The sequence below is a fragment of the Thermogutta sp. genome (genome assembly GCF_039793925.1).
Lineage (GTDB): Bacteria > Planctomycetota > Planctomycetia > Pirellulales > Thermoguttaceae > Thermogutta.
Genome location: NZ_JBAMME010000291.1, coordinates 1 through 25784, shown reverse-complemented (window position 1 = coordinate 25784; position 25784 = coordinate 1). Strand labels below are relative to the sequence as shown.

General features: G+C 57.8%; 30 protein-coding genes. All 30 read left to right on the top strand.

The window, feature by feature from the left end; translation table 11 throughout:
* Positions 1–139: 139 nt before the first annotated feature.
* On the top strand, positions 140–1363 hold the full coding sequence (locus tag ABJK56_RS15195) for a hypothetical protein (RefSeq protein WP_347245520.1): 1224 nt from the start codon (positions 140–142) through the stop codon (positions 1361–1363).
* Positions 1364–1555: 192 nt separating this feature from the next.
* Positions 1556–2293: a CAP domain-containing protein gene (locus tag ABJK56_RS15190; RefSeq protein WP_347245519.1), complete on the top strand. Its 738-nt coding sequence runs from the start codon at positions 1556–1558 to the stop codon at positions 2291–2293.
* Positions 2294–2509: 216 nt separating this feature from the next.
* The gene (locus ABJK56_RS15185) at positions 2510–3001 is read left to right on the top strand and encodes a hypothetical protein (RefSeq protein ID WP_347245518.1); all 492 of its coding nucleotides are present in this window, start codon (positions 2510–2512) and stop codon (positions 2999–3001) included.
* Positions 2998–4104 (top strand): hypothetical protein, encoded by a 1107-nt coding sequence (locus ABJK56_RS15180; protein ID WP_347245517.1) that lies wholly within the window; start codon positions 2998–3000, stop codon positions 4102–4104. Before ABJK56_RS15185 ends, ABJK56_RS15180 begins: the two co-directional genes overlap by 4 nt.
* A 1-nt stretch (position 4105) precedes the next feature.
* The gene (locus ABJK56_RS15175; protein ID WP_347245516.1) at positions 4106–4783 is read left to right on the top strand and encodes a hypothetical protein; all 678 of its coding nucleotides are present in this window, start codon (positions 4106–4108) and stop codon (positions 4781–4783) included.
* A 231-nt stretch (positions 4784–5014) separates the two neighbouring features.
* Complete coding sequence (locus ABJK56_RS15170; protein ID WP_347245515.1) at positions 5015–5242, top strand: hypothetical protein; 228 nt, start codon at positions 5015–5017, stop codon at positions 5240–5242.
* 97 nt (positions 5243–5339) lie between these two features.
* A complete protein-coding gene (locus tag ABJK56_RS15165; RefSeq protein ID WP_347245514.1) occupies positions 5340–8801 on the top strand; it encodes a serine-rich protein in 3462 nt (1153 codons plus the stop codon).
* A complete protein-coding gene (gene cpaB, locus ABJK56_RS15160) occupies positions 8798–9694 on the top strand; it encodes a Flp pilus assembly protein CpaB (RefSeq protein ID WP_347245513.1) in 897 nt (298 codons plus the stop codon). Before ABJK56_RS15165 ends, cpaB begins: the two co-directional genes overlap by 4 nt.
* Positions 9695–9720: 26 nt before the next feature.
* Positions 9721–11031, top strand: coding sequence for an AAA family ATPase (locus ABJK56_RS15155; RefSeq protein WP_347245512.1), 1311 nt, complete (start codon positions 9721–9723; stop codon positions 11029–11031).
* A gap of 10 nt (positions 11032–11041) precedes the next feature.
* Positions 11042–12361 carry an ATPase, T2SS/T4P/T4SS family gene (locus ABJK56_RS15150; protein WP_347245511.1) on the top strand — a complete coding sequence of 440 codons (1320 nt, stop codon included), beginning with the start codon at positions 11042–11044 and terminating at the stop codon, positions 12359–12361.
* 10 nt (positions 12362–12371) lie between these two features.
* Positions 12372–13277, top strand: a complete 906-nt coding sequence (locus ABJK56_RS15145) for a hypothetical protein (protein ID WP_347245510.1) — start codon at positions 12372–12374, stop codon at positions 13275–13277.
* Positions 13274–13678, top strand: a complete 405-nt coding sequence (locus ABJK56_RS15140; protein ID WP_347245509.1) for a hypothetical protein — start codon at positions 13274–13276, stop codon at positions 13676–13678. Before ABJK56_RS15145 ends, ABJK56_RS15140 begins: the two co-directional genes overlap by 4 nt.
* A 3-nt stretch (positions 13679–13681) precedes the next feature.
* A complete protein-coding gene (locus tag ABJK56_RS15135) occupies positions 13682–14560 on the top strand; it encodes a hypothetical protein (protein WP_347245508.1) in 879 nt (292 codons plus the stop codon).
* A gap of 413 nt (positions 14561–14973) precedes the next feature.
* Positions 14974–15891: a hypothetical protein gene (locus ABJK56_RS15130; protein WP_347245507.1), complete on the top strand. Its 918-nt coding sequence runs from the start codon at positions 14974–14976 to the stop codon at positions 15889–15891.
* The gene (locus ABJK56_RS15125) at positions 15892–16623 is read left to right on the top strand and encodes an SAF domain-containing protein (RefSeq protein ID WP_347245506.1); all 732 of its coding nucleotides are present in this window, start codon (positions 15892–15894) and stop codon (positions 16621–16623) included.
* Positions 16620–17834 carry an ATPase, T2SS/T4P/T4SS family gene (locus ABJK56_RS15120; protein ID WP_347245505.1) on the top strand — a complete coding sequence of 405 codons (1215 nt, stop codon included), beginning with the start codon at positions 16620–16622 and terminating at the stop codon, positions 17832–17834. The genes ABJK56_RS15125 and ABJK56_RS15120 overlap by 4 nt, the downstream gene beginning before the upstream one ends.
* Positions 17835–17870: 36 nt before the next feature.
* Complete coding sequence (locus ABJK56_RS15115; RefSeq protein ID WP_347245504.1) at positions 17871–18746, top strand: hypothetical protein; 876 nt, start codon at positions 17871–17873, stop codon at positions 18744–18746.
* Positions 18743–19570, top strand: a complete 828-nt coding sequence (locus tag ABJK56_RS15110; RefSeq protein ID WP_347245503.1) for a hypothetical protein — start codon at positions 18743–18745, stop codon at positions 19568–19570. The genes ABJK56_RS15115 and ABJK56_RS15110 overlap by 4 nt, the downstream gene beginning before the upstream one ends.
* Before the next feature lie 22 nt (positions 19571–19592).
* On the top strand, positions 19593–19760 hold the full coding sequence (locus ABJK56_RS15105) for a hypothetical protein (protein ID WP_347245502.1): 168 nt from the start codon (positions 19593–19595) through the stop codon (positions 19758–19760).
* A 57-nt stretch (positions 19761–19817) separates the two neighbouring features.
* On the top strand, positions 19818–19964 hold the full coding sequence (locus ABJK56_RS15100; protein ID WP_347245501.1) for a hypothetical protein: 147 nt from the start codon (positions 19818–19820) through the stop codon (positions 19962–19964).
* Positions 19954–20592, top strand: coding sequence for a hypothetical protein (locus ABJK56_RS15095; protein ID WP_347245500.1), 639 nt, complete (start codon positions 19954–19956; stop codon positions 20590–20592). Before ABJK56_RS15100 ends, ABJK56_RS15095 begins: the two co-directional genes overlap by 11 nt.
* Complete coding sequence (locus ABJK56_RS15090) at positions 20589–21029, top strand: TadE/TadG family type IV pilus assembly protein (RefSeq protein WP_347245499.1); 441 nt, start codon at positions 20589–20591, stop codon at positions 21027–21029. The genes ABJK56_RS15095 and ABJK56_RS15090 overlap by 4 nt, the downstream gene beginning before the upstream one ends.
* Positions 21026–21538 carry a hypothetical protein gene (locus tag ABJK56_RS15085; protein WP_347245498.1) on the top strand — a complete coding sequence of 171 codons (513 nt, stop codon included), beginning with the start codon at positions 21026–21028 and terminating at the stop codon, positions 21536–21538. The genes ABJK56_RS15090 and ABJK56_RS15085 overlap by 4 nt, the downstream gene beginning before the upstream one ends.
* A gap of 140 nt (positions 21539–21678) precedes the next feature.
* Positions 21679–22653 carry a hypothetical protein gene (locus tag ABJK56_RS15080; protein ID WP_347245497.1) on the top strand — a complete coding sequence of 325 codons (975 nt, stop codon included), beginning with the start codon at positions 21679–21681 and terminating at the stop codon, positions 22651–22653.
* 55 nt (positions 22654–22708) lie between these two features.
* On the top strand, positions 22709–23302 hold the full coding sequence (locus tag ABJK56_RS15075; protein ID WP_347245496.1) for a hypothetical protein: 594 nt from the start codon (positions 22709–22711) through the stop codon (positions 23300–23302).
* Positions 23303–23361: 59 nt separating this feature from the next.
* The gene (locus ABJK56_RS15070) at positions 23362–23514 is read left to right on the top strand and encodes a hypothetical protein (protein WP_347245495.1); all 153 of its coding nucleotides are present in this window, start codon (positions 23362–23364) and stop codon (positions 23512–23514) included.
* Between the two features lie 14 nt (positions 23515–23528).
* Positions 23529–23927, top strand: a complete 399-nt coding sequence (locus ABJK56_RS15065) for a TadE/TadG family type IV pilus assembly protein (protein ID WP_347245494.1) — start codon at positions 23529–23531, stop codon at positions 23925–23927.
* Positions 23927–24373, top strand: coding sequence for a pilus assembly protein TadG-related protein (locus ABJK56_RS15060; RefSeq protein WP_347245493.1), 447 nt, complete (start codon positions 23927–23929; stop codon positions 24371–24373). Before ABJK56_RS15065 ends, ABJK56_RS15060 begins: the two co-directional genes overlap by 1 nt.
* Before the next feature lie 365 nt (positions 24374–24738).
* Entirely contained in the window at positions 24739–24882 is a 144-nt protein-coding gene (locus tag ABJK56_RS15055; protein ID WP_347245492.1) for a hypothetical protein, read from the top strand.
* A gap of 502 nt (positions 24883–25384) precedes the next feature.
* Positions 25385–25784 (top strand): SWIM zinc finger family protein (locus ABJK56_RS15050; RefSeq protein ID WP_347245491.1); only part of this gene is annotated, 400 nt, incomplete at its 3' end.

Here is a 25784-nt window from a genome sequence, read left to right as displayed (position 1 = left end):
GCCTCGGCCCAGGCTTTCACCGCCTGGGCCGAGGCTGTGACTGCCTTTGTCGGCGCGCCAACATCGCAGGAAGTACCTGGCCTCTTGGCAAAGCGCCAGGAGGCCAGAGAAGCCTTGGCCAAATTGCTGGAGGTGCTGGGTGAATCAAATTGATCTCCTCGAGGCACAGCTGCGCCAGGCGAGGATCGCTTTAGAGACCGCCCGGCGGCTCCAGCAAGCTGCCGAGGAGCAGCGTAACGCAGCGGTGGAGCAGCTTCGCTCTATCGCTGCGGCGCTTATGTCAACGGAGTGGAACCTTCTCCAGCGCGAGCAGCCAGTTGCTGAATGGTCACCAGAGCAACTGGGTGCTTGGATCGTAGAGACTGGCATCCGCAAACTGAATCGTCTGGAACTTCTGGGCGGCAACGCGGACATCTTGGAATCTGTTGCTTGGTGGCAAGCGGAAGCGGAGCGTCTTCACAGTGAAATAGAAAGGATAACCCGGGAGCGCGATGAGTATCTCTACCGCTTGCAGGTCCGGGAAGACGAAAATCAGCGACTACGCGAGGAGATAGCCCAATTGCAGCGGCGGGTCGCTGCTGCATCTGCCCAACCCAGAGCCGAGTCATCCTGTCCTATTGCCACCGAAGATGCCGAATGGCTGGCTGTGTGGCAAGCGTCGCCAGACTACGCTCGGGACGTTGAGGCGCTCCAGGTCATCGGGCAGCACGGATACGTGCTCCGTGAGCCAGTTGCCAGATCGCTGAATCTTGACTACCGCTCGGGGAGCGCGGTAAGATTGTTTGAGCGTCTCAGAGAAATCGGCCTGATTGAAGAAAAAACCGCCCCGGCGCTGGGAACGCGAGGAAGAACCCCCAATCTTGTTTTCCTTACCGAAAAGGGCCGGCAGGCTTACAAAGCTATCTTCGGATGCGAACCGGTAGAGTCCGAGGACCAACGACTACTCAGACGCCATAAGTCATATGAGCAAACTATGCTGGCACTCCAGGCCCGCCTGATCCTTGAGGAGCACGGGGCCTACGTTGATCTCTTCCCGTCTCCTCAGCCGCTTCCCGGCGGTGGAGTCTTTGAGGTGGACCTGGTGGCTATCTTGGATGACCAAAAGCTCTTCATAGAGCTGGAGATGGCCCCCCGGGGACTGCGCCGGTTGGACAAATGGGACCGATACGCCCGGCTGACTAAATTGTTCTACTTTTTCGTGCCTAACCGAGACGCGATGAACCGGCTAATGACCGAATTGAATTATTGGGCATTCCGTCACAACGACCAGGCAACAGGTGTGGTTGTCCACGTTTGCCAGGTGTCCGCGAAAAACGAAGAACTCTGGCAATTCAACCGACCTCTGGTCGGAAAACTGTCTTGAAAATCGCCGTCAATGGATGGGGCAATGAAAAGCATTGCTGGGCGCGGTGCAATTGGATCAATTGGTGCAAAATCGTCCAAGGCGCGGTGTCCGGTTTAACACCAATTGCTCCACTTGCCAGCCTGCGAAAGCGTGATATTATACGAAGCGCGTCGAGCATTGCAGCCATCTCACGACATCCGGAGGAACCCGATGAAATTGCACAACATTCTGGCTCTGTTGCTGATCTTGGTTCTGCTGGGAGTCTTCATTCCCAGGACACCGTGGTGTAAGTACACTGTCCGGCCTGGCGATAGCCTGAGCAAAATCGCTGCCAAATATAGCACTACCGTGCAGGAACTGGTCCGGTTCAACGCCGATCGGTATCCGTCCCTGAAGACCAACCCAGGGCTGATTGAGCCGGGGTGGGTACTGATGTTGCCCAGAGAGGATACTGGCAAGGAGAACGGGGAATCACTCTGGAGAGAAATTGCTACCTGGGTACAGACGCAGGTCATTCCTGCTCTTCAGAGGCGAGTCGGGGAGACACCGCAAGCATCTGGCGGTTCTTCCCAGGCTCCGATGCAGATTGGGGACCCAGTGGCGGAGGAGGAGATTCTGCGGATGTTCAACGAAGAGCGGCGAGAAAAAGGTCTACCTGAATTAACGATGGACCAGGAATTGCGTACCCGGGCTTATGAGCGAACGAGAGATATGTTCCAGCGGGGATACTTTTCGCATAACGATCCAGACACGGGTGAGTACTTGGGGAAAAACACCACCGAAATTCTTGCCAGGGGGTGTGGCTTTGCCACCGCACAGGATGGAGCACGTAGATGGTGGGACAGCCCGGGCCATTACCAGGCCATTATAGGCAATTTTCGCAGGGTCGGTATTGGCGTAGGATACAATGGTTCTTGCACAATTATCACGGCCCAATTCCTGCCTTAAATTTGCACATTTGCATTTAACCTCTTGACAGCGGAAGCATTCTGTGGTAAAATAGCCAACAACCGAGCGTGGCGTTTTTTAGCGGCGTTTTCCACTAACTAACCCCGCGACGTCGGCCTGAAGGCCAATTGGGGCGCTGTTGCCTTCCAGGGGGGGAAGGCAGTAGTGCCCTTTTTGTTTTACCGTATTTTCAATTTCTCAAAAATTGGGGGGGACATGCAAATCGCACTTTCCCGAAAAATCATTCTGGTCATACTTCTGGTCATTGCTGTCATCTTTCTGGTCATCTCTTTTCTCTTCTCGGAGAAAGGGATTCTCTTCTCGGAGAAAGGGAAGTCAGCAACAGAGGTAACCCACATCCCTGACGTGAGAGCCACTACGGAAGCCCGGATGATGACCCCAATGGCCTGGACAATGACCGATGGGGTTCAGGCCGTCACGGGCCGTGCAACGTTTGTAGGAGAGAGCGGTGACGCCGCGTATATCACCGTCCAGTCGGGGGAACTGGAATTCATTTTTATGGTTACACCCCGCACTGGTGTGTTCAGCACTGGTGATGTCTATGCTCACCCCAATCAGCCCGCTCCCACAGTTGAGAATCCCAAGAAGGCCCTGCGGAACTTGCATGATACACCCGTGCTGGTCCGGTACGAACCCGGCGACCCCCATCGTGCCTATTCTATCCTCATCACAGGTGACGATCAATGACCAAGAAAATCTTCCCACTTGTACTGCTGTTGCTGCTGGTAATCCCCGTTCTCGCAATCTCCATTGTTGCAGCAGACGACTGGCCACCCGGCTGGGTGTTTACACCATACTGGCCTCCGGGGGATTATCCTGTTTGGTCCACCCCCGGCGGAGCCCTGATAGGTATCCAAGAGCCAACAACGATTTCTACAGACGGGAGTCCAATAGGGGACCCTATGTTCTATTCTGCGACCTGTATGGACAGCGCGTGCAATGAGATCCTTGTGAGTATTATGACATTCCCTGGTGGAACTTGGGGGGAAATGCCATATAATCAACTGGTGATTATCAAGAGAACTGACTGGTCTACTCTCGCTGGCGCACCCACTGCAACGCCTGTTTCGCTGACCTCTACGCTGACCTCTACTCCCACCACTCCTGTGCCTCCTACTGTAACCCCAACTCCAGCGCCAGCATCCTGTCCTGCGGATGTTATTTGGCAAGCCGCGCCGCGCGCCGAGAAAGTCGGCGCGTTCCCACCGAACCCTGTGGTGAGGGGACAGGGCGGACAGGGATTGACTATCACCTACCGCGCCACCAGCTTTCCAGTCATCCGGCACTACTGGGTGGAAGTGGACAACTCGCACTGGGGATGTATCCACACGGAATCAGGCTTCGAGGACGATGGCCGTTATGGGGTCAGTCCGTGCAGTGCCGGATGGGAGGGTTGGGAAACTCGCTGGATTGAGGACAAAAGGTGTGAGGAGCACGTAGAGATTATCCCAGACCCGATCCAGGTTAACGGTCGTGCTGGTGCGAATCTCCGGGAAAACAGCATGCGCTGGATTGAGACCGAGCTCCAGCAGCGGTATCCGGGTGCGCGGGTTCGCAAACCCGACTGGAATATACCCATCCGCGTTGTAACCAACGGATGTGCCGCCGATGGCCAGTGCGTCATGGTGGCGGTGGTACATTTCCCCTTTGAGGACCCGGGTTGGTACGATCTGTGGGCGGAATTCCAGACAGCTGGCACCGCATACACTTCGCCTCGGCTGTTCCGGTATCAGTCCAATCAGCCGCAAGCAGTGTACCTGATGGACAGCACATTGTTGCCGAACTGGTAAGATGGACACCCTGGTTGCTGCTGGGCAGTTTCTGCTGAACCTTCTGATTCTTCCAGTCAACGGACTGCTGGAAATCATGTATCAGGCTGTTGGGCACTGGGCTGCGCTGATCAGTCTGGCCTGTGGACTGGTTATGCTGGTCTTTGATCGCATTCTCCAGCGGATAGAGATTGCAGCCCCGTCCCGGCAGAACCAGAAACCACCTATGAACATGGTGTCCCGGCGACATCAGCTCCTGTCCATCATTACACTTCTGGCTTGGCTTCCGATCGGGGTGACGTTCCCCACCCCTGTCCCTCAGCTGGGAGCGGTGATGTGGTTGCTGACCGTACTGGCACTTCTCTTGGTACCCACCGAGCAATTCAAAACGCTCTGGCGAGCGAAAACAGCGATTCTGGCCTACTGCGGCGTCTTGGTAGCCTTCCGTGTCATCGCCGCTTGGACGCTGTCGGCAGACCCGCGAGAATGGGCTGCTATCATTGGTACAGTAGGAGAAGCCCAACGGATCATTGCCAGTGGTCGTAGCATTATTCTGTCCATTGTGTCATACGCAGCGTGGTTTGTCGTTCCTGCTGGTTATGCGATGTATCTGTTCCAGAAAATGACTGCACACCCAATGGTTAATCCGCTGGCGCGTGCTGGCGAAATCGCCTGGCTCATCCGCCAGCGTCCTGATTAACAACCGGCCGTCCGCTGGCCCCACTCTGGGGGCGGCGGCTACCAGGGCGGCCCTGTTCTCTTTGTTGCTCTGGCCTCCGCTCTCCGTCGGTGAGATTCTCTGGTCCGGGCGCAGAGTGACGCCACTTGTGGCGAAATGCCCGGTTGTGACGTGAGCCGGGGTTCGGCTCAAATCTCTCCTCGGCCTGGGGAGAGATTTGAGCCGAACCCAAACCACTTTGAGGAGATGACCATGTTCGGGGACTGGAGAATCTCACTGGCCTTTGGCCTGGTTGGTGCCTGCGTGGCCGCGCTGCATATTTTTCGCCTGCGCCGTGAGTCGCAGGACCGGCAGATCTGGCTCACGGACATCACCGAGCGGCGGCAGGACCGCGCCGAGCGACGTGAGGAGCGCGAGAGACGCACAGGGCGCTACTACCGCTCTCCCGAAGAATACAAAGAAGAGGGAGCGTGGTACTGAAGGGCTGCCCATCCGACCTGTACAAAGTGCAGGTCGGGCCACAGGGCAAAACTTCTGGTTCTGCCCTGTGGCCCGACCTGGCCGGAGAAAAGCCAAAATGTGGCCAAACTGGATTGCTCCTGTTCTGAAACAGGTACAGAAAGTTCGACATCCCTCTTCGCAACGGGCGCCCGTGCCCGATGACCTTCGCATCTTGGATACTGGCGTGGTATACACCGAAGACGGTATGCTGGATTATCTCTGGTATTACTTGGAGGAACGATTAGAGGGACACACGCGCCAGTACCATAAGGCTGTGTGCCTGAATGTTCTAACCTATCTTCCCCGCGAAGTGCGAGAGCAGACTAACATCTTTGAAAAGACCCGAAAGGCCCTGAAGGGCCTGTACAACGCAGGGGTAGACCTGGTACACCTGTATGGCTATCTTCCCGGATATGGCCAAGTACAGATATACGGCGCACAGGCTATCAGCGAAGAAGGGCTGGACAAGGCTGTCTCCTGTGTACGTCAGGGCATGGCCGCCGTGCGTGCGGTGATGGCGAACTTTGAACAGAGCCGCCTGGCCCCGCTGGACCTGGGGTTGGCTGAGACTGTGCGAGAAGCATTCCGAAAGATGCCAATGACGATGGTAGTCATCGGCCATCCGGACCCGCGCGAGGGTGCGCCGGGGATGTCAGTGGGTGGACCCGATCCGTTCCGAGCTGCCAGACCAGCCGAAATCGGACTTCAGCAGAAGTCGTACCTGATGCGCGGCATGTCCGAAAGTGCTCATCCGTATCTGGGCGTGGTCATTCTGAGCCGCGCGGGAGAGGATAGCCGCCGCGATCTCTTTGCCCTCCAAGAACGCGTGGCAATGCTCCTCTCCATTCTGGCCAGCCAGGAAGAAGGTACCGCATCAAGCTCTATCGGGTTTAACATTCCCGTTATGGCGTCCAGCAACGTCGGCGATGGCGCCAGCGCCGGATACGGAAGCGGACATTCCCAAGTCGCTGGTGACACAGTGGGTCGCGTCGTCGGTACGGCGCATACCGAGAGCCAGACCAACTCTCAGTTCTGGTCCAAATCTCACACGACTGGCGAAGCATGGGGGACGGCGGACACCAGCGGCAGCACATGGAGTCAGACGGTATCCCACACTACCAGCGTTGCCGACGGGACCTCCCGCGTCACCAGCGAAGCATGGGGGACGGCGGATACGCATGGCTCCAGTGTCTCCTCCGGCAGCTCTTGGGGAAACGCGGTGTCCATTACACAGGGAGCATCCATGTCGCAGCATGTGAGCGGAAGTGTGGGATTTATGGGCACTGGTCTCGACGAGGGCTACGGTCTTTCTCAGAGCATAGCCCGCAGCGAGGTATCCTCATTCGGCGGTTTTTCGTCATCATCTTCGTTTAACTCCCACACTGGCACGCATTCCTGGGGAGTGGCGAATGGCACATCGCACACGGTTGGTTCTGCTACAACCGTAGCCAGCAGCGCGGGCGGTTTCTCTTCGCACACGAATTCGCATGTTACATCGGTGGCCGACACAACGACCTCCGGCGGGTCTCGGGCTTTCGGTGTTGCTGATACCACCTCCACGGCGCAATCTGTTGCCCACTCCAGGGCCTCAGCGCTCAACATGACCCGAGGACAGTCTCTGAACGTCTTCCATAGCGGCGGCTTGGGCGTTGGCATTGCACCGTTTGTTGCGTTTTCACGTACACATCGTGTTCTCAACCGTGAGGCCACTATGAACGCCGAGCCGCTCCGTCAGATGGAACGGATGATACAGGTAATGGCGGTGGAAGGCGCGTACTACGTGGATCACTATTTCCTCTGCGAAACACCAGAGGCGTACCGGGTGCTGGAAGCGCTGATCCCTCAAGCATACCATGGGACAGAAGGTGTGGCTGTTGGAATCCGGTGCCGACATCTCTCTCCAGAGGAACAGGCGTACATTCGCAAGCATGCTTTTACCTTTACGCCGTCCAGTCGGTTAGAAAGCAATCCATTTTCGTTGGAACCGTGGAAGGACACGTCTCTGTTGCAGCTATACCAGGCATCTGCATATGTAGCCCCGGCAACATTTGAGGAGGGGGTAGCCATCACCACCCGGGAGCAAGTTCCACCACTGGCTTTTGTCCCAGACATGCCAGGACGGGTAGTGCTTGGCCACCAGTACAGTTATGAGCGAAGCACGGAGAAACCCACGGATGTACCCGTCCGAATGGCACGGGAACTGATGGCCAACTGGGCCTTTTGCGCCGATACCAGAATGGGCAAATCGGTGGCGGCTGAGCGGCTGGTTTTCGAGCTGGTGATGCAGGAAGGTTTCCGGGTAGTGGTAATGGATTACGGAGCAGGTTGGACGCGAATGCTCACGGCCCTGCCCCGCGACCGGGTGGATTTCTGGAGCCTCGCTCCCTGGGCTCCCCGCCCGATTCGGTGGAATTTCCTGCAGATCGGCAAACGGATTTCACCCCGTGAGCAAATGACCGCGACAGTGGAATTAATCTGCACGGCGGGTCGAATGGGAGAGCGGCAGGCTGGATTTATGCTCCAGACGCTGGAGGAACTGTACATTGACTTAGGCGTCCTCACGTTTGACGGAGAAGTCCAGAATCATGACAAGTGGGGTCTTGTCCAGGATGACGAATGGACCGTCCTGGACCAGGCCCGGCAGGAGCGGGGGGCATCGTTGCTCCCCCGCCGCAAAACCTGGCTGCGGGACATGGAGGACGCCGATCTCCAGGCCCTGGCGGTGCACCGCTCAAAAAAGGCGGACGCGCGTGAGTGGTACGAGCGCCTCTCGGCGCTGGCAAGAGTTATTGTCAGGGACACCACCAGCAAGAGCGCGCTGGAGGGTGTCAAATTGCGGCTCCAGCATCTGACGAAGGGTCAGATGGGTCAGATGTATGGCGCCGGAGATGGGGTGGCCATTGAGGACCTGGTCCCCCAAACTGGTGGTTTGACTATCCTCTCGGGCGGGGCACGGATGAGCGCGTACGCCCGGGCCGCCCTTCTCTCGCTAATGACTTATCACTTGTACACGGACTCGGTGGTTCGGCGGGAGGAACGTCTCGAAGGGGTGGAGCATCCGCCGCTGTTCATTGTCTTGGAGGAGGCCAACAAGGTTCTGGGCGGCGACGATAACCGAAGGGGCGATGGTCCACCGATTCAGTCAGATATCATTCCATCCTTTTTCAGAGATGCCGGGAAGTACATGGTATATCTGGCTGCAATTGCTCAATCGCCAGCATCGCTTCCTGCTGGAATTCTCTCGTCCTGCAACAACCTGGTCATCGGACAGTTGAAGAATCCCGACGACGTGCGAGAGGTGATGTCCGCGCTGGCACGGTCACCTCACGGATTTGTGGATGTCCCCTACGCGCACTTCATTGGTGACTTGGAGGTAGGACAGATGATCATCCGGCTGGGGTTGGCCCGAGGCGGTCGGGGGAATTTCCCAATTCTTTATCGACCGCTGATGGTCCATGCACACGAGCCATCTCCATCCGAATTAGAAGAGATTGCCACTCTGCTGGATCTCCGGCGACACAGAAAGGAGAACAAATGAAAAGCAAAGGAATACGCGCATTGGCGGTCACCGTTGGCGGCGGCCTGCTGGTTTTCTTGCTGATGGCCGCCTTTCTGGGTAGCTTGCGGAATACACAACCAACGGTTGTCGCCGTCAGACCTCTCCCGGCAGGAGCACGGCTAACAGCGGATGTTTTGGCCGTCAGGGAGATCCATGCTTCTGCCAGGCTGCCCAACGCTTTGTCCGATGTCAAGGATGCCGATGGTCAGGTGCTGACCGTTGCTCGCGCCACAGGTGACCAGATTACTGCCGACATGCTGGGCGAACAAGCAGCGGTTGGCGTTGCTGCTCAGCTGGAGCCAGGGCATCGGGCAATCGCAGTCCGTGTTAGCCAGGCTAGTGGATTAGCTGGTGTCATCCGGCCCGGGGACCGGGTGGCCGTTGTTGCCATCATTGACCCTCAGCAATCCGTGGAATTACTCTCTCCAATCAGTGAGATACCGATCCCCTCCGAAACAACCGAGAAGGCCACTGGGATAACTACTGCTACTCTCTCTGCTCCTTCCACAGTGGCGTATGTTGTTGTCTCAGGTCTACGCGTTCTCTTGGTACCTCAATCGTTCCGGTATGAAGAGGTCCTCCCCGAGGAAGATTCCTCTGGACTTTTCACCATAGCCAGGACAACAGCTTCTTCACAGCGAGAATCGGTCATTCTCCTGGATGTACCGGTAGAGCCAGTGGAAGTAGCCGGTGTCCAGGTCTCTCCGGCTACCCTGCTTCCGCTCTTGGATGCGAAGTCGCAGATATACCTGCTCTTGGAGCCAGTGCAGGACGACGGGATCCGCATCACCACTGGCACTAACTTGGGCGAATTGTACCAGGCAGTCCTGGAGTCCACCCATGCATCGCCGCCAGTTCCGGCTTTACCATAATTAACAACAAGTACAGGGAGAGCACCATGTCGGCGCAGCCGATTCAGATCCTATTGTCTGCGCCTGGCCAGCAGGCGCTAAATGCGATTTATTCGCAGTTCATTGCCGACCGGCGGTTACTGGTGGTCGGGTTAGCGACCACGCTGCAGATGCTGGAGCAATCTCTACAAGCGCCACCGGAGGTCGCTGTCATTGACGCCGAGTTGCTGGTAGATCTCGGTGAGCGGGGACTTGTGGAATTCTTGTCTTCCCGCTTGGGGTCCTGCGTAGCCATCGTGCTCCTCCCTCGGCAACTGGAGCGAATGGCTGGTGCCATTGGGCAACTGGACCGGGTCCGTGAAGTAATGGTCAAGCCAGTGGGAGTTGCACAGGTCATTGACCGCTGTTACCAGATAGGGCTTTCGGAGAGAGTGGCGCGGGAGGCAATGGCTCCCGCCACATCCCGTGCCATGTCCGCTCTGGCCCAGATGACTGGTGCAGCCCGCGCGGTAGCGTTTGCTGGAACCCGGGTATTTGCTATCGGCGGCGGCAAGGGTGGCTCGGGGAAAACCACCATTGCTGTCAACCTGGCATACCGGTTGAACCAAGCGGGCATCCGCACACTTCTGATGGGCTTTGATACGCCTGATGCAGTCGGTGTGCAACTGGGTTTGCCGATGGCCCCCAACTCTCTCAACTGGTTCCGGCGACCTACACGCGACGGCTTTGCAGCCTCACTGCAACACAAGGACGGATTGGATATATGCCTGTCGCCCAATGATAAAGTAGAAGCGGCCAGGATTGCGGCCCGCGCGCCCGATCAGGATGGCTCGATTGCCCGGCTGACGGAAGCGGCCCGGGACCACCACCCACCCTATGCCGCTATTGTGATGGACCTGCCGCCCACGGAATCGGAATGGAGTATCCAACCGCTCCTGCGGGCTAATACGGTCATACTGGTATGTGAGCCGGACCTGGCATCAGCGGTCAACCTCGTGTCCACGATTCGGCTGCTGACTGGCGTGTTTGACCCTCGGTACCAGGTGCCCCGAGATGCTATCTACGCTGTGATGAATCGGGTGTTACCGGAAGATGCAATGACTCCCAAGCGCATGCAGGAAGCTATCCGTGAACATCTGGATGGCTGGGCACCGCCGTTTGTGGCCGTCATCCCTAATGACCCGGGCGTGCGAGCATGCCAGATGGACTATATCCCACCGGTAACCCGCCGGCAGGAATTTGCTGCTGGGATTGACCAGATTGTGGATTTCTTCTACAGCGATATCCTCGGCCGGCCAGCAGCAAAAGCGGCGAGGAGCAGGAGATTCATGGGCATCACGTTCCGAATGGTACAGTAGAGTGGGTGCCATGGTGTTCCAGTACGCACAGCAGCAAGCAAGGGCAACTGTTGTGGATCCGGAGACCGCGTCGGACATCGCCGAAGCGGTTACGGCGCACATCAATGCCGAGTTTTCGCCATCTCAGATTCTGGCGCCAGATGACGGCATCCGTCAGGCCATCATAGAGCGCATCCGGTACTGGACACAGTCCGAACTGCGCGCTCGTGGCCTGGGGTATGTAGACTACCATGTAGAAGCGGACCTGGCACTGCGGATCCAGCACCAGATGTTGGGGCTGGGATTCCTGGAGCCACTATTGGACCATGGCGGACTTTCCGAGATTATGATGAACCAAGATGGAACGATTTGGGTATTACTCCGAGGCGAAGTAAATCCAATTCGGGTAGAGGAAATCTTCCCCGATTTCACCCGGCCCAGTATCACCGAAGTGCGAGTTGTGCTGGACAAACTCCTGGGCGCCGTGGGACGCCGGGTGAACGAGGCAGAACCTATCGCCTCGGCGAAACTCCCACGCAGCCCCAAGATTCCCGCGGGAGCGCGAGTCAATGTGGTCATGCCCCGCATTGCCAACGGCGAATATCCCGCCCTGAACATCCGCTTCTACGAGGCCAAACCCGTGAAGCCAGATCAACTTCTTGAATGGGGAATGTTGAACGAGCGCATCCTGGAAACTCTGGTCCATATCGTGCACCGCCAGGGCCGGCTGATGATTGCTGGGGGAACGGCCACCGGGAAAACGACGTTCCTGTGCGGCCTGGCACACGAAATCCCGCCACAGCACCGGGTTATACTGGTCGAAGACCCGGCGGAGATCTTCCTGGAACATCCACACGTGGTAAGCTTGGAGGCCAGGCCAGCCACTGTGGAAGGCCGATACGGAATCAGCGTAGGTGACCTGGTGACGACCGCGATGCGAATGACCCCGAGATGGCTCATTGTCGGGGAGATTCGCCACGGCAAAGCGGCAGTATGGCTGCTACGGGCGCAGATGTCCGACCATCCAGGTATGTCTACGATTCACGCCGATGACCCGCAATCGGCGGTAGAAACGCTATGCCTGCTGGCGATGATTGACAATGACCCGCCAGTCCGCTACCAGGCCTCCAAGGCCCTTATCGCTCGAGCGGTGCATTACTTCATCCAGATCGGCATAGATCCGTGGGGCATACGCCGGGTAATGAGAGTGGGCCAGGTAGACCCGGAACTGAAAGCCGGAGAGGTCTTCATCCACGACATCTTTCTGTACCGACCAGAGCAATCTTCATGCGGACAACCGGTCTGGGAACAACTGGCGGAACCCACTCGCTTTCAGACCGCGGTGGGATAAGGAGCAAACGATGAACCTTCCCGAAATTCCCGTCTGGCTGGTGGCAGGAATCGGCGGCATCTGGGCGGCTCTGATTTTGTGGCAACTGGTGGGCCGCCGGACAATAGAATTTTCTCGCGACCGCGCGCGGCTGGCTCGGATTACCAGCACTGGCGAGGAAGTGCAGAAAGCTCCACGTATCGGGTTAGAGCAGGAGCTTGAACAGGCTGGAGTCAACCTCTCTTCAGCAACTTTTAGCCTCATCCGCATTGGCGGTTCTGTTGCAGCCTTCCTCGTCGCTCTGGCGTTCAACCTTCCTCCGTTGCTGGGCATTGGTGGTGCGGTAGCAGTCTGGTGGGGAAGCCGCTCATGGCTGAAGAGCAAAGCCGAAAACCGTGGGCGGAAAATGGAAGAAGAACTCCCTGCTGCTCTGGCTCGCATTGCCGCACTGGTGGACGTGGAGCGAGACCTGCCTTCGCTTCTGGTGGCAGTTGCGGAGAGCCTAACAGCGACCAATCCAGCATCCCCGCTGGCAGCAGAATTATATCGGACAGCGAGTGACCTGCGGAGTCGGGGTCCGGCAGCACTGGTTGACTTGGAGAAACGCGCACCCAGCCCGTCAGTTGCAATGATGGCGTTCAATCTTCGGGTATTCCTTGAATCCGGTGGCGAAGCCAAATTAATGGCAGAATCTGCCGAACGGATGCAACGGCTGATCGAGGGCCGCAACGCAGCACGGGCAAAAGCCGCATCCGCGCTAATGCTGGCAAAGATGTTTCCCATCCTCATGGTCGGTGTGAGCATCTTCACATTCCAAGACCCATCTATTGGCGCTTTCTATCGTTCTATACCGGGTCAATTTTTGCTCATGCTGATTGCCGGGATGATGCTGCTGGGCTATCGCACCATCCAGAAAATGGTGGAGAACGTGGCATGAACGAAGAACCCAAACTGATTGCTGCTATCGTGTGTGAAGACGTACTGGCAAACCCGTCTGGGCGGCTAACGCTGCATAACATCTTTCAGGACCTGACCGCAAGTGGATTCCCAGCGGCCATAGAGCGACTGCACGTGGTTACTGTCTGGCACAATCCCAACGAGCAAGAGGAGCACACGGTGCTTCAGGTAGCCATTGTGTCCGCAGATGGTACACCTATCGGAATCGCCGCCGTGTCCTTCACGATTGCACCGGGAGCATATCACACGCAAATCTCCCGCTTCCAGGGCCTGGTGCTCCCAGGGCCGGGGAAGTACCAGGTGCAGGTTCAGCGAGGCAGTCAGATGGTATGTGACCTGTCGCTGATGGTCACGTCCACAATGATGCAGGAAGGAGTGTAGCAGATGCATCTGCTGATCGCGTTTGTTGCTGCCGTGTGGGTATCTTCGTTGCTGTACCGCCTGGTCCCCGTTCCCGCGTCGGTGGACCGGGCGCGATTGGCGCAGGTGATGGCCACAGATGCCCCGCCTGTTCTTCCTTTTTGGCGAGTCTTGCTGGTACCATTTAACGCGCTGGCATCCAGACTCCCGCCTGCCTTGAACCTCAATGTAGAAAAGCAGCTGTACTGGGCCCAATTCGTGGGCAACAAGTGGGAGGACTGGACGGCGGTGGAGTTCTGGGGCCTCCGCCTGGCCGTCACGCTGCTCGGATTTGCCTTTGGTATGCTGGCACTGGAAGATTGGATGGTAGCACTGGTGGTGGCTGCTATCGTATATGCCTACGTGGGCTCTCGTCTTTCTGGACCGGCAGAGCGAGCTATCCAAGAGGTAGAACGAGGATTACCAGAGATAGCCGGACAAATCGCAATGCTGGTGGGCATGGGCAAGCCAATTTCGGAAGCGCTGCGAGTAGCGGCTGGCGGAAAAGGGTTGCTCTCTCGCTGGTTGCAGTGGACGCTGGCCTGCCGACCAGCGGAACGCCCTCTGCTGGGCAGGGGGTCGGGCTTTCTGCGGGAGGAGGCAGAGCGAAGTCGGGTGTCAGGTCTGGTTAATCTGGCTGTGCAACTGGACATTCTCCAGGAAGCCGGTGTAGGAAGCCAGCTATTGCTGGGAAGTTTTGCCGAATCGGTCGCGGCAGAATATCAAACCCGTGTGATGGCCCGCGCTGAGGCGCTGGATGACAAATTGGTGCCCATCATTATGGTCTTCTATTTCGTTCCCTACATTGCCGGGTTGTTGATTCCAATCTTCGCTGGGAATGTCGTGGCGCTGATCGGGAGATAGCGCGGCAAATTGCCGAGATACCGCCGGAAGTCATCGGCAGAGTGATAACCTGGGGCTCGTTGGCACTAATGTGCTTTGGGCTATTCTGGGCACTGACACACGGAGGACAATAAGATGCCTCGATTCTGGCTGCGGAGGAAACAATGCTCTGGAGACAAATCGCAAGGCTTTTATGTCGGAGGCACAGTTGGGTAGTAGATACCTGGATCTCATCCACGGATGGGCAAGGCAAGGTAGTGACTCGCTACCGGTGCAGACGTTGCGGATTGCTTCGCGATGCCTGGGAAACATGGCCCCCAACCCGGAGGCTACATGCTGTCACTGATGAGACTGGTTCCGAATTGTCTTAGATGCACACTGCTGAAACAATGTTTGCCCGCCAACAATGTGGGAGGGATAAGAGGAGTATCAGGATGTTCGGCAAAAAGCGCCGTCTGGTCTGCGTACTGGCAACACGACATGCCGGTGCCTTGGTTGCGCTGGAGGGCCGGGACATGGAGCGCCGAGAGGCGATGACAACAGAGGGATTGTACAGAGCACTTCCCGGAGCGCACCTGGTTATTGTCGATTTGGAATCGCTGACTGAAACGCCGTGCTTCAGTCGCGAAAGGCTGATGCAGGTGCTGGCCGCCGGGAACGTGCTGGTGGTGGATGGACCAACCTTCGCCGCATCACCCGATGAGTGGCTCGCACGAGCTGGGACTGCTTCTGGCATCGCCGAAGCCTTGCTCCCGGTCAGGCTGGCGTTTGTCTCCCTCTCCGGCGGCGTGGGGAAAACCACGCTAAGCCTGAGCCTGGCACGCTATTTCCGGGAGCAAACAGGGTTGCCGACGGTTGTGGCGGAGCTGACATCCGGCCCTAGTGGACTGCTGGCGCTACTGGCTACCAACGGTCGCGGCGGGCACATCTACGAGGTCATCACCCAGGACAAACCCTGGCCAACCTGGAATGGCATTACCCTGGCTGCAATGGACTGGCGGATGGCTCAGATGCTATCCCACCAGGCAGTGGAAGCCGCCTGGATGAACCTGGCCAGCACCCATGTCTTGACAATTTTCGATGCCCCGGCACATCACCCGCTGTGGTCGGTGGTGAAGCGCATAGCGCAGGTGATTGTGGTCACCGATTCCCGGCTGGATGCGCTTGCCAGCGCGGTATTCATCGCCGGTAAAGAGTTTCCCATCCTGGTCAACAAGGGGGGATTGACGGCGCGGCTGGCGCTGGATCGCCAGCCGGTGGCGACAATTCCTTTTGCCGACAATGCCTCGTCTTTCCCGCCATCGATTGGCCGGCGGCTGCTGCGGGTGGCGTATCCTGACTGGAGGAAATAGATGTCCAGGAGAACCCAGATCTTCATTGGCGTCATTGCCCTTCTGGTCGCGGCGGGAACGGGGCTATTACTGTACGCTAACTTCAACCGGATGGTGACCACGGCCCAGGTGGTCACACCGGCCAGGACAATTCCGGTCGGCAGCCTGATTGATGAATCGCTTCTGACCGTGCGGGAGGTCCCCCGCCCTCTCCTGTCCGAGGACATCTACATTCGCAAGGAAGACCTGGTTGGGAGAGTAGCTACCGTGCATCTCCGGCCAGGTATGCTAATTTACCGGACTTTTGCTGTGCCGCTGCGGGAGTATCGGCTGGTAGATGACCCTGCGTATACGGTGGTGAGTTTCCCTGTCGAGCCCGCGCGGGCAGTGGGCGGCCAGATTCAACCTGGTCATCGGGTGGACATCTGGCAGTTGGCTGCTGTGCCATCGTCGTTGTCAGCTGAGATTGGCGAGGTGATAGCCAGCGAGTGGGCTACCGCGACCATCCTGGCCCGCAACATCTTGGTGGTGGACGTGCGGGCTGGTAGCGGCCAGGCGGTTGCCCGGTCTCCGCAGGCTGTGCCCGGCCAGGTTCAGCAGCAATCCTCCTCAACTGGTTCCGCTGGGACGTTGCAGATTCTGACCGTTGCTGTGCCATCGGACACAGCGCGGGAAATCCTGACGTTGGTAGCCAAGCAGCAGCAGGCCCGTGGCGTGACCCTCTGGGTGAGCCTTTCACCAATTCAGCAATGAACGATTTTGACGCTCTGGAAGTTTTGCCTCTGGTGCAAGACCGTATCCTTGAACAAGGAATTGCGGTCCCAGGGTGGCGCGCGTCTCCGGATGAGCACCGCCGGTTCAGTTCGGCGGTAGCGCAAATCTTGGTGGAGATGGGGGTGGATTTGCCGGTCGCCCCCGGCGAAGCGGCTCCAATTCTGGCTCAGATGATGGTTGGTATTGGTGTCCTTCAGCCGCTCCTGGACCAGGGTGACTTGGAGGAAATCATCGTCCGCAACGGATTTGTCCAGGTAGAACGCCAGGGTCGGGTTGAGAATGTTGGCCGACTGGCGCCAGACGTGCATTTTGAGCATGTAGCGCGGCGAGTAGCTGACCTGGGTCGCCGCACTCTCAAGGGAAATAAACCATATGTACTCGTGGATCTGCCGGACGGAAGTCGCTTCACGGCCATCGTTCCACCGCTATCGGTGCGCGGTACTGCCATCAACATCCGCGCGTTTAACCGGTCTACATTCTCCCTGCAGGACCTGGCCGAGCGAGGGACGTTTTCCCTCCCAGATGAAGAGGAGGAGAGGAAAACATCAGGCGTGGACATAGAGACGCTTCCGCCAGTGGCGCAATTGCTCCGGCGGGTTGCAGAGCGAAATGCCGCGACGGTCATTGTTTCCGGCGAGTTTGGCTCGGGGAAGACCACCCTGCTCAACGCAATGAGCCAGCACATTCCGGACCGGGTCCAGGTTGCCGTGGTGGAGACATTCGAGGAGTTGAGAATTCAGCACCCCGCTGCGCTTCGCGTGGTCGTCCCGGAGGGCCGGGAGAACTTCCCGTCGATGGACGAGGTGCTGAACGTCGTGGTAACACGAATGCGACCAGACCTGCTTGTTGTAGGAGAGGTAGTGCGGGAAGAAGCAGCCCGCTACCTCGATGCTATTAACCTGGGCAAAAAAGCCTGGACGACCATTCACGGCAATAGTGCTCTGGGCGCTCTGTACCGCCTGGAGACGAAAGCGTTGCTCTCGGGCCTTCCCCACAATGCTGTCCGGGAACAGATTGCATTCGGCGTGGATATGGTTGTCCACATGCGGAAGAGCCGAGGCGGTAAGCGATTTATCGGCGAGATTGCCCTCTTGGATGGGCTGGAAGAGGGACGATACCGGTTACGGTACCTTCTCTCTGATGGGGTGATAGACGAGGCGCTACTCCAGTTTCTGATGGAAGAATGGTGACCTTTGCTGGATTAGCCGGTATTGCAGGTTAGGGCGATGACGGCGATTCTCATCTTGATTCCATCGCTGCTTGCGGGCGCAGCCTGCGGGTTTCTGGCGCATGCTGGGATGTCTGGCCTGGTGGACCTGGCCCGTGCATTGCGCCGGAGGAACTTTGATCGGCTGCGACAGGTGCTGGAGAAAGAGATTCATTTTGCCCCGGACCAACCACGCCAGTCACCGCTCCCGCTCCCGCTTCTGGCCGGGCTGGCGCTGGGCCTGGCACTGGCTTTTGTCTGGCATCACCCGATTCTGTCGGTGTGGTGGCTGGTGCTGGGTGGAGCGTTCGGCTGGATGATGGTCTCCTTACGCCATGTTTCCCGCCAGGCACTTCAAGTCATGGAGGTCTTTGTCTCTGGTCTGCGAGGCTCGTATCCGGTGAGCCAGTCAGTGACGGCAGCGCTGGAGTCCACCTTGCCACATTTGCCATGTGATGGTGCAGGGAGCGAACTGAGAATGATGGTTGCCGAAGTCCTGCGGCGATACAACTCCTCTTTAGACCTGCGAGAAAGCCTGGATGTTCTGCGGAATTCCGGCTGGCCAATGATGTTGAGGCTCTGCTCTATCCTGGAGCAGGTGTCCCACGCGGATGAGGGTTCGGTCTTGGATGCGCTGGAGACGTTGGAGGAGCAAATCCGTGCAGCGAGGATGCTCTTGGACCGTTCCAACACCGTACTGGTGCTGAACCGGTTGACCCTGCGGGTTTTGCAAATGACCAACCTGGCCGGGATCGTGGTTGTCTCCGCATTCCCGGTCTGGCGGCAGTTTTACATCGACCGGCCCCTGGGCCTGGTAGCGGCGACAGCAATGGCACTGGCTGGAAGCTGGTATTTCATGTCAGAACTTCGGCGAATAGAGGCGATGTTGCTGTGATTGAAGCGACGCTTGCCATCGGTCTCGTTGCGATTCTGGCGTCGGCAGGAATCGGACTGCTGGTGTACAACCTGTTGAACGCCGGGGTGGAGTTACTCGGGCGAGCAACGGTCAGCCGCGCCCGGCGGGCTTTGGAGACCATTATGCGCCGTCCAGGAGTGCTGGAGCAGGCTACCCTGGAGAAGATTGCCGGTGTGCCCAGCAACCTGGACCTGGCGCCTTGGACGTTGGTATGCGCTTTGGCGGGGCTGGTGATAACAATGTCACTCATCCCAGATGGTCCAGCACGGGTGATGGGCATTCTGGGCGGTGTACTTCCACCGGTGTGGCGGCGGCGTAAGCTCAGCCTGCTACGTCAGCAAATCCGTAAAGAAGTCGCAGACTTGCTGGAGAACATCCGGCTTCAGCTGGCCTTCGGGGGAAGCCTGGCATTCGCGCTGGCAACGCTGGACGACGCTGGAAATGGTGTGGTGTACCGGCGGCTTCAGGACCATCGGGAAATCCTCAGTCTTCAGGGTCCCGAGGCAGTGCTGGAGAGGCTGGCAGGAGAGTTGGACTCGCCGGACCTACGAATGCTGGTGGCACGGCTGGGCATGGCCCGACACGGCCGAACATCCTATGAGCAGGTCTTGGCCGACGCGGTAACGGAGGCCGTCAGGGAGCATCGGAGAACGGTGGAAATAGAAGTTGAGGGAGCGCCTCTGCGCCTAATGATTCCGATGCTGTTTCTGCTGTTCCCGCCGGTGCTGGTGATGCTACTATACCCACCAGCGTATGCATTGATTAACCAGCTGGCAGGGGCTGGAAGCTATGCACTCCCGTAATCTCATGTTTAGGAGGAAAACGATGAAATTCTTGCGGGACACCTTAGCAACAAGCACTGCGGAATGGCTGATCGCCGCATTCCTGGTTGTGGCGGTAGTCGGCTCGGTGATTTATCTCGTCAGCCGATCTGCGGCAACCCAGGGCAACAAGACCAACGCGTGGATCAACGGAATTCCGGACCCACACTAAAGAGACGCGGGACCGGGGCGGCCTGCCCCGCCCTGCCCCGCACCGTAAGGAGGTCATATGCAGTTCCTGAAGAGCGCGTGGGGAACAGCGACGATGGAGTGGCTGATTGTGGCTGCAATCGTTGTCAGTCTGATTGGTACCATCCTGTTTTCGCTGGCTCAAGCGATTGGGAACCGACTGGAGAGCATCGCTAATGGTCTTTGAAATCGTGGTTCGGGTTATCGCGACCGCCTGGCTGGTGGTGCTATCTGTCCTGGATGTTCGCCGTCACCGGCTGCCCCACCCATTGACAACGATTCCGCTGATAGTCATTGGCTTGCTGGCGATGGGATGCATGCTGGTGAATCTACGGGATGGTTGGTCACAGTTTGTGGCGGACCCGCTGGCGCTGGTGCTGGCATTTGTCGCGATTCTGGCCTCGGACACCCTGCTGGCGCTGATTCCCGCCGCTGGCGCGCTGGCGACGGCGTTCTGCTGTGGGACTTCCGCCGGTCAGATCGCTGCAACAGGCTGGCTGGTAGCGCTGGCATTGGCCAAATCAGGCATTATGGGAGCCGGTGACAGCAAAGTGACAATGCTACTCCTGGCACTGTCACCGGATGTGCGGCTGGTGATTTGCCTGGGACTCGCTGTGGTGGTTATCGGCGGCGCTCTACTCACCTGGCGGGTGGGCTGGGCAACCCCGTGGCTGATTCTGAGTGTGGTGCGGGATGGCTTGGCAGGCCGTTTCCCATCCAGGACAGGTGAAAAGGGTGTTTTGCGGGTTCCGTTGGTGCCAATCCTGGCCGCTGGAGCGCTGGTGTATCTGTGGTTAGTGTGGCGAGTAGGATGAAGACCCACTTCTGGGACGAGCGAGGCCAGGGAACGGCAGAACTGCTTTTCGTCCTGCTGGTGCTGGTGCTTCTGCTCTTTGGCATGGTGGAGATTGCTCGGGGCGTGTCCATTAGGCACGCTCTGGATGTTTCGACCGAAAAGGCAGCTCGGGTACTCTCCATCAACCCGGCAGACTACGACTATGCGACAAGTCTTATCCGGACGGAAGTCAACGGGAGCATCCTGGGCGGCGGATACGGTGACCGGGTGGTGATCCAACTTCGGGATGCAGTATCGGGAGCGGAGATTTCTCCGGCAGATCTGGCTACGCTGGGATTTGGCTATCGCTTTGTGGTAGAAGCCACCGTGCCCTGGCAACCGAACATCCCATTTCTCTCTAATCCGGCCCGGACGCTTTCGGCAATGCACTTCGGTATTGTGGAGTCGTTCCCGTGAGATTGGTGCTTGAAGATGAACGGGGACAGGCAGCGGCGCTGGCCGTTTTTCTGATATTCTTATTCGCATTGCTCTTCAGCGGGATGGTGGACCTGTACCGCATGCAGGAGACCCGCAACTGGGCCTACCGCGCTGCTGAGTCCGCGGCGCTGGCCGGCGCGGCTGCGGGTCGGGACTTTGACAGTTTTGTGAGTGGCCGGATGAGGATAGATCCGGGTCTGGCACTGACGGCGGCGGAGGAGACCCTGCAGGCAGCGCTGGCCTGGCGAGGAGAGACGGACGCGGCGTATGACATCCGGGTGCTGGAGTACGGCGGGACGATAGCCGATTTTCCGCCGGTAGCCCGTTCCGATCTTTGGGGGACTTCGACGGAATGGACTTCGAACGAACCAGCGGTGGGAGTGTATCTGGAAGTGCCGGTCTCCACCATGTTCCTGGGGTTGGGCAACGGGCCGGTGCGGGTGCACGCGTTCGCGGCAGCGGGGTGTTGCGGGGTGTTGGGGAAATGAACTCCGGACGAACCAGATTGAAGAGGATTTTGATACCGGTACTGATACTGGTATCGGTGCTTCATTTGGGATTGTACCGGTCCGTGTCGATGGCAGGGCTACGACTGCAGGCGAGTTGTCTGTCCTGGAATACTGTGTTTATGGAAGATTTCTTCAATCTCCAGGGATGGGCAACAGACAGCAGCGGTGGAACGATCTTCGTTTCCGGTGGGATTCTGACCCTCCAATCGAGTGGTACCTATCCCACGACGTATCCTATCGTTTGGAGGAATGATTTATTTAATAATTTGGCGAGCACATTCGCTCTGGAGGTACGGGTGGCATGGGTCGGCCGGACTGCCTATGGCACAACGGTCGCGGCGGGGACCGAGGGATACGGTGGTCAGCGATACAATGCGGGTGACCCATACCCGATCAACCATTTCGAGAACGTACTGATGATACATGGCTACGATCAGAGCTCGTATGCCAGGGTTCTGCTGAACCCAGGAGTTTCTCTTCCGCTGGACGGGAATTTCCACACAGTGCGGAATGTTTTTTCGCCCGGCCGCATTGACCTGTATGTGGATGGGACGCATCGCGCAACATATTCCTGGAGTGGGGTTTCTCCCCGATCGTTTTACATAGGAAATCCGTTCACGATGCCCTGGGGTGGTACCTGGACCACGACGCGGGTTGACTATGTCATGATCCAGGTATGTACATCGACACCGACACCGACGCCGACCAGGACGCCGACGTCCACACCGACGCCGACCAGGACGCCGACGTCCACACCGACTATTGCCGATGTGGTACTCTCAGCGCGGTACCCACGTCTGGTCTGGCACGCCCCGCGCCTCGGCCAGCCCGCGCAGGTGCTGGATGTGGTGGTGGAGGGCGGTGCGATGCCGTACCAAGCTACATTTTATATTTCCCCGCCCGAACAGGGGCTTCAGTCTTGGACGTACTTGGCACAGAGCAGCAGGTTCTCCTACGGACCGCTGGAATCCGGTGATGCTGAGTTCGGCGTTGGCCTGAAAGGTCTCTGGCGGGCAAGGGTGGCAGTGAACGGTGTCTGGTCCAACGAGGTGTCATGGGAAGTGTCGTGGTTTCCAGTCCACGTGACCCGGTGATTACCCTTTAGAATCGCCGTAAAGTCGTAAAAGATTTTTCGTGGGAGTTACCAACGTGCTCTTAGGTGTCGTGATCTCTCTCTGGCTTATCATCATTGCCATCCTGGATATCCGTAGGGGCGAGGTAAGCAACTGGCTCACAGTCCCGCCCCTGCTGGCTGTCGTGGCGTGGCGAATGGCCATCGGCGAATGGTATTATCTCCTTCTTCTTGCCTTGGTTCTCCTCATTGCCGAGTGGCCTGTAACTTGGCCACTGGGCGTTGCTGCTGTTGTCGGTATACAGCCGTACATCGTTGCACAAGGGATCGTTGCACAAGGACTGGAATCTGTAACGATTATCTGGCTCATCGTTCTCGCCCTGTGGGGCCTGAATGTCTTAGGCGGTGCTGACGTAAAAGCTGTTATGACTTTATCGGCTCTTTTCCCAGACGCCCGATTAGGCTGGCTAATGATGCTTTGCTGGTGGGCCTTCAGCCTGGCTATGTTCATCCGACGATACGGATACTCATCGCCGCGCGTCTTGCTGTCTGATCTTGTTTCTATTGTTTCTACAGGGAAAGCGGGGCATCTCGAAGGGCACCGGGTCCCGGCACTGCCCGCGCTGGCAGTCGCTGGACTGGTATTCTTGTGGTTTCGAGTCTTATGGTAGCACTGCCCTAACAGTCTTATTCCCCCACTCTTCTCTGACCAAGCGGAAAGGAGGTGAAAATGATGCGGTTACTCTTAGATCCCAGAGCGTCTGAGCTAACTGAGGTCGCACTGATGCTTGCCCTGGTGGCAGTAGTTGCAATGGTTGCTCTCCGGATCCTGGGCGTCAACATTCGCGATCTCATTCAAAATGTTGCCAACGCCCTGCGTTGAGCAAGGAGGGAGTGATGACCAAACTCTGCGACAAACGCGCGAGCGAATTAGTGGAAGCGGCACTAACGCTACCAATCGTCCTGCTGATTCTCTTGGCCATCATTCAGTTTGGCATCGTCGTTTACGGCTCACAGATGGCCAAGGAAGCAGCGCGCCACGGGGCACGGATGGGGTCAGTTGTCCAAGGTAACGCAGCGGCAGTCGCGGCTTCCGCCGCGTATCAATTCGCCCAATCCGCATTGCCTATTGGCAACCCACAAGTGCAAATTCTGGCACCTGGGGGCGTGGTAGGGACCGAATTGCGTGTCCGCGTTACCTATGAGGTTCCCAACTTGGTCGGTGGCTTTCCAGGCATTCCCCCTGGGCCATACCGAGTTTTCGGTGAAGCAACAGCGCGACAGGAGGGCTGGTAATGCTCCGTCTGTCTCAGGACCGGCAGGGATACTCACTTACCCTCTGGACAAGCTTTTTCACCTTCTTGCTCATACCAATTCTCTGGCTGGCAATCGGGATTGGACGGTACGCTGTTGCTGCTGCCGAGGTCCAGGAAGCTGCCGACTTGGCCGCCCTCGCTGCCGTCCGGGACGTGGATATACGGACCTTTGAGTCATCTGGTGTGATCCGGTTTGGGAGCGTCGCTTATGCCCGTGCTACGCACTATGCAAACCAGAACACGAATTACCTGGATTCACAGGGAATTCGTGTACGTGTGGTGAGCATCGTAGCAGACAACGCGACTCGTACTGTCCGGGTCCAATGTGCTGCAGACATCAGCCCGCTGTTCCCGCGCATTCTCGGCGACATCGTGGTACAGCGCGTGGGAGTCGCCGAAGTCCGAATGCGGGTGAACCAGCCATAGCCACGGACCACCTTAACGCTGCAAAGCCGGGGCTGGAAACGTCGGCCCACGTTGTGTGTGAGTTCGAGGCGTCGCTCGACACGGTGAGGGTTCGGTGTGGATTTCGGGGTAAGCCAATGCTCTTGCCTCGAAGTCCACACCGAACCGCCCGTTGGACTCAGAGCGCGGGGAGGATTGACTGACTCCGGCTACCCCCAGGGGAGGCCATCATGCGCCTCTGGCCTGGCGGCATGGATGGGAATCTCACTCAAGTGAGATTCCCATCCATGCCGCCAGGCGGCAAATCTTTCTGTCAGGAGGTGCATGATGGTATGGGCATTCGAATTCTATAGCCCCTCTCCCCTGGAAGGCATTGGAGGTGGTCCATGCGCGGTTTATTGAGCAGCGCTATCCTGCTGGCAATTGAAGTTGTTCTTCTGGTTCGCTTCATCAAACCTTGGCTAATGAGCCGGTTGTACAATGTTCTTGCCACCATCTTGCTCATTGTCAGCATGTTGAGGCGAACCTGACGCACCTTAACAAAAGCGCCCCTTGCCCCAGGTCGGCTCAATGCCGACAGCGTAGTCATTAAGGGTAACAGGATAGCTTGCGCTGGCTGACTCCGCCTTGCGACGGACGCCGCCCAGCGGGGTGCCTGGTAGAGTAGGTGATGAGGCTGAAAAATCCGAGGAGCAAGAGCGGCCATATACGAACACACTTCTCTGTGAACCAACCAGGAGGGCAGCCGAACACCTTCTTTCACCTCCTGTGGGTGAGTTTGGCTGCCCTCTCTTATTATTTTCCACTGTCGTTATTATCTCCGATATTTATTTTCTCTTCCGTTCTCATCCGGCGTTTTTAGCCGGTGGGAGGCCCCAAGTACGTGTGACGCGCATCGTGACGCCTGGGGCAATGTGACGACCTATTCCCATTTCCCATAGAAGGAGGTGATGCCACAACAATAACAATGCCGTTCCCCCGGGCGGACGGGGGCGCGACGCCAGCGAGAAGGGCGAATACAACAGGAGGACAATGATGAACATCTCACAGCTTCCCGCGTTGGTTCCCGGTGGTCTTCGCGTCCAGACCGTTTACAGGGCTTCCACCGACGACTGGAAAATTGAACAGGATGGCTGTACATTCCATGTCGGCAGAATCGGCGGGAACATCTACGACGTTGTGTTCCACGACGACTGTACTTGGACATGCTCTTGTCCTGATTTCCAGTACCGTCGGCAACCCTGTAAACACCTCGTGGCCTTATGGCTACGTGGTCCTGTGACTGTGATAGACAGAGATGGGGGCAAGCACATTGTCCCACAGAGCATCCTGAGCACCCAACAAGGAGGAGACATGTTCACCACCAATCAACAGCGTCCTGCATCAGCCCAGCCGGTGGCCCAGCAGTCTGCATCAGCCCAGCCGGTGGCCC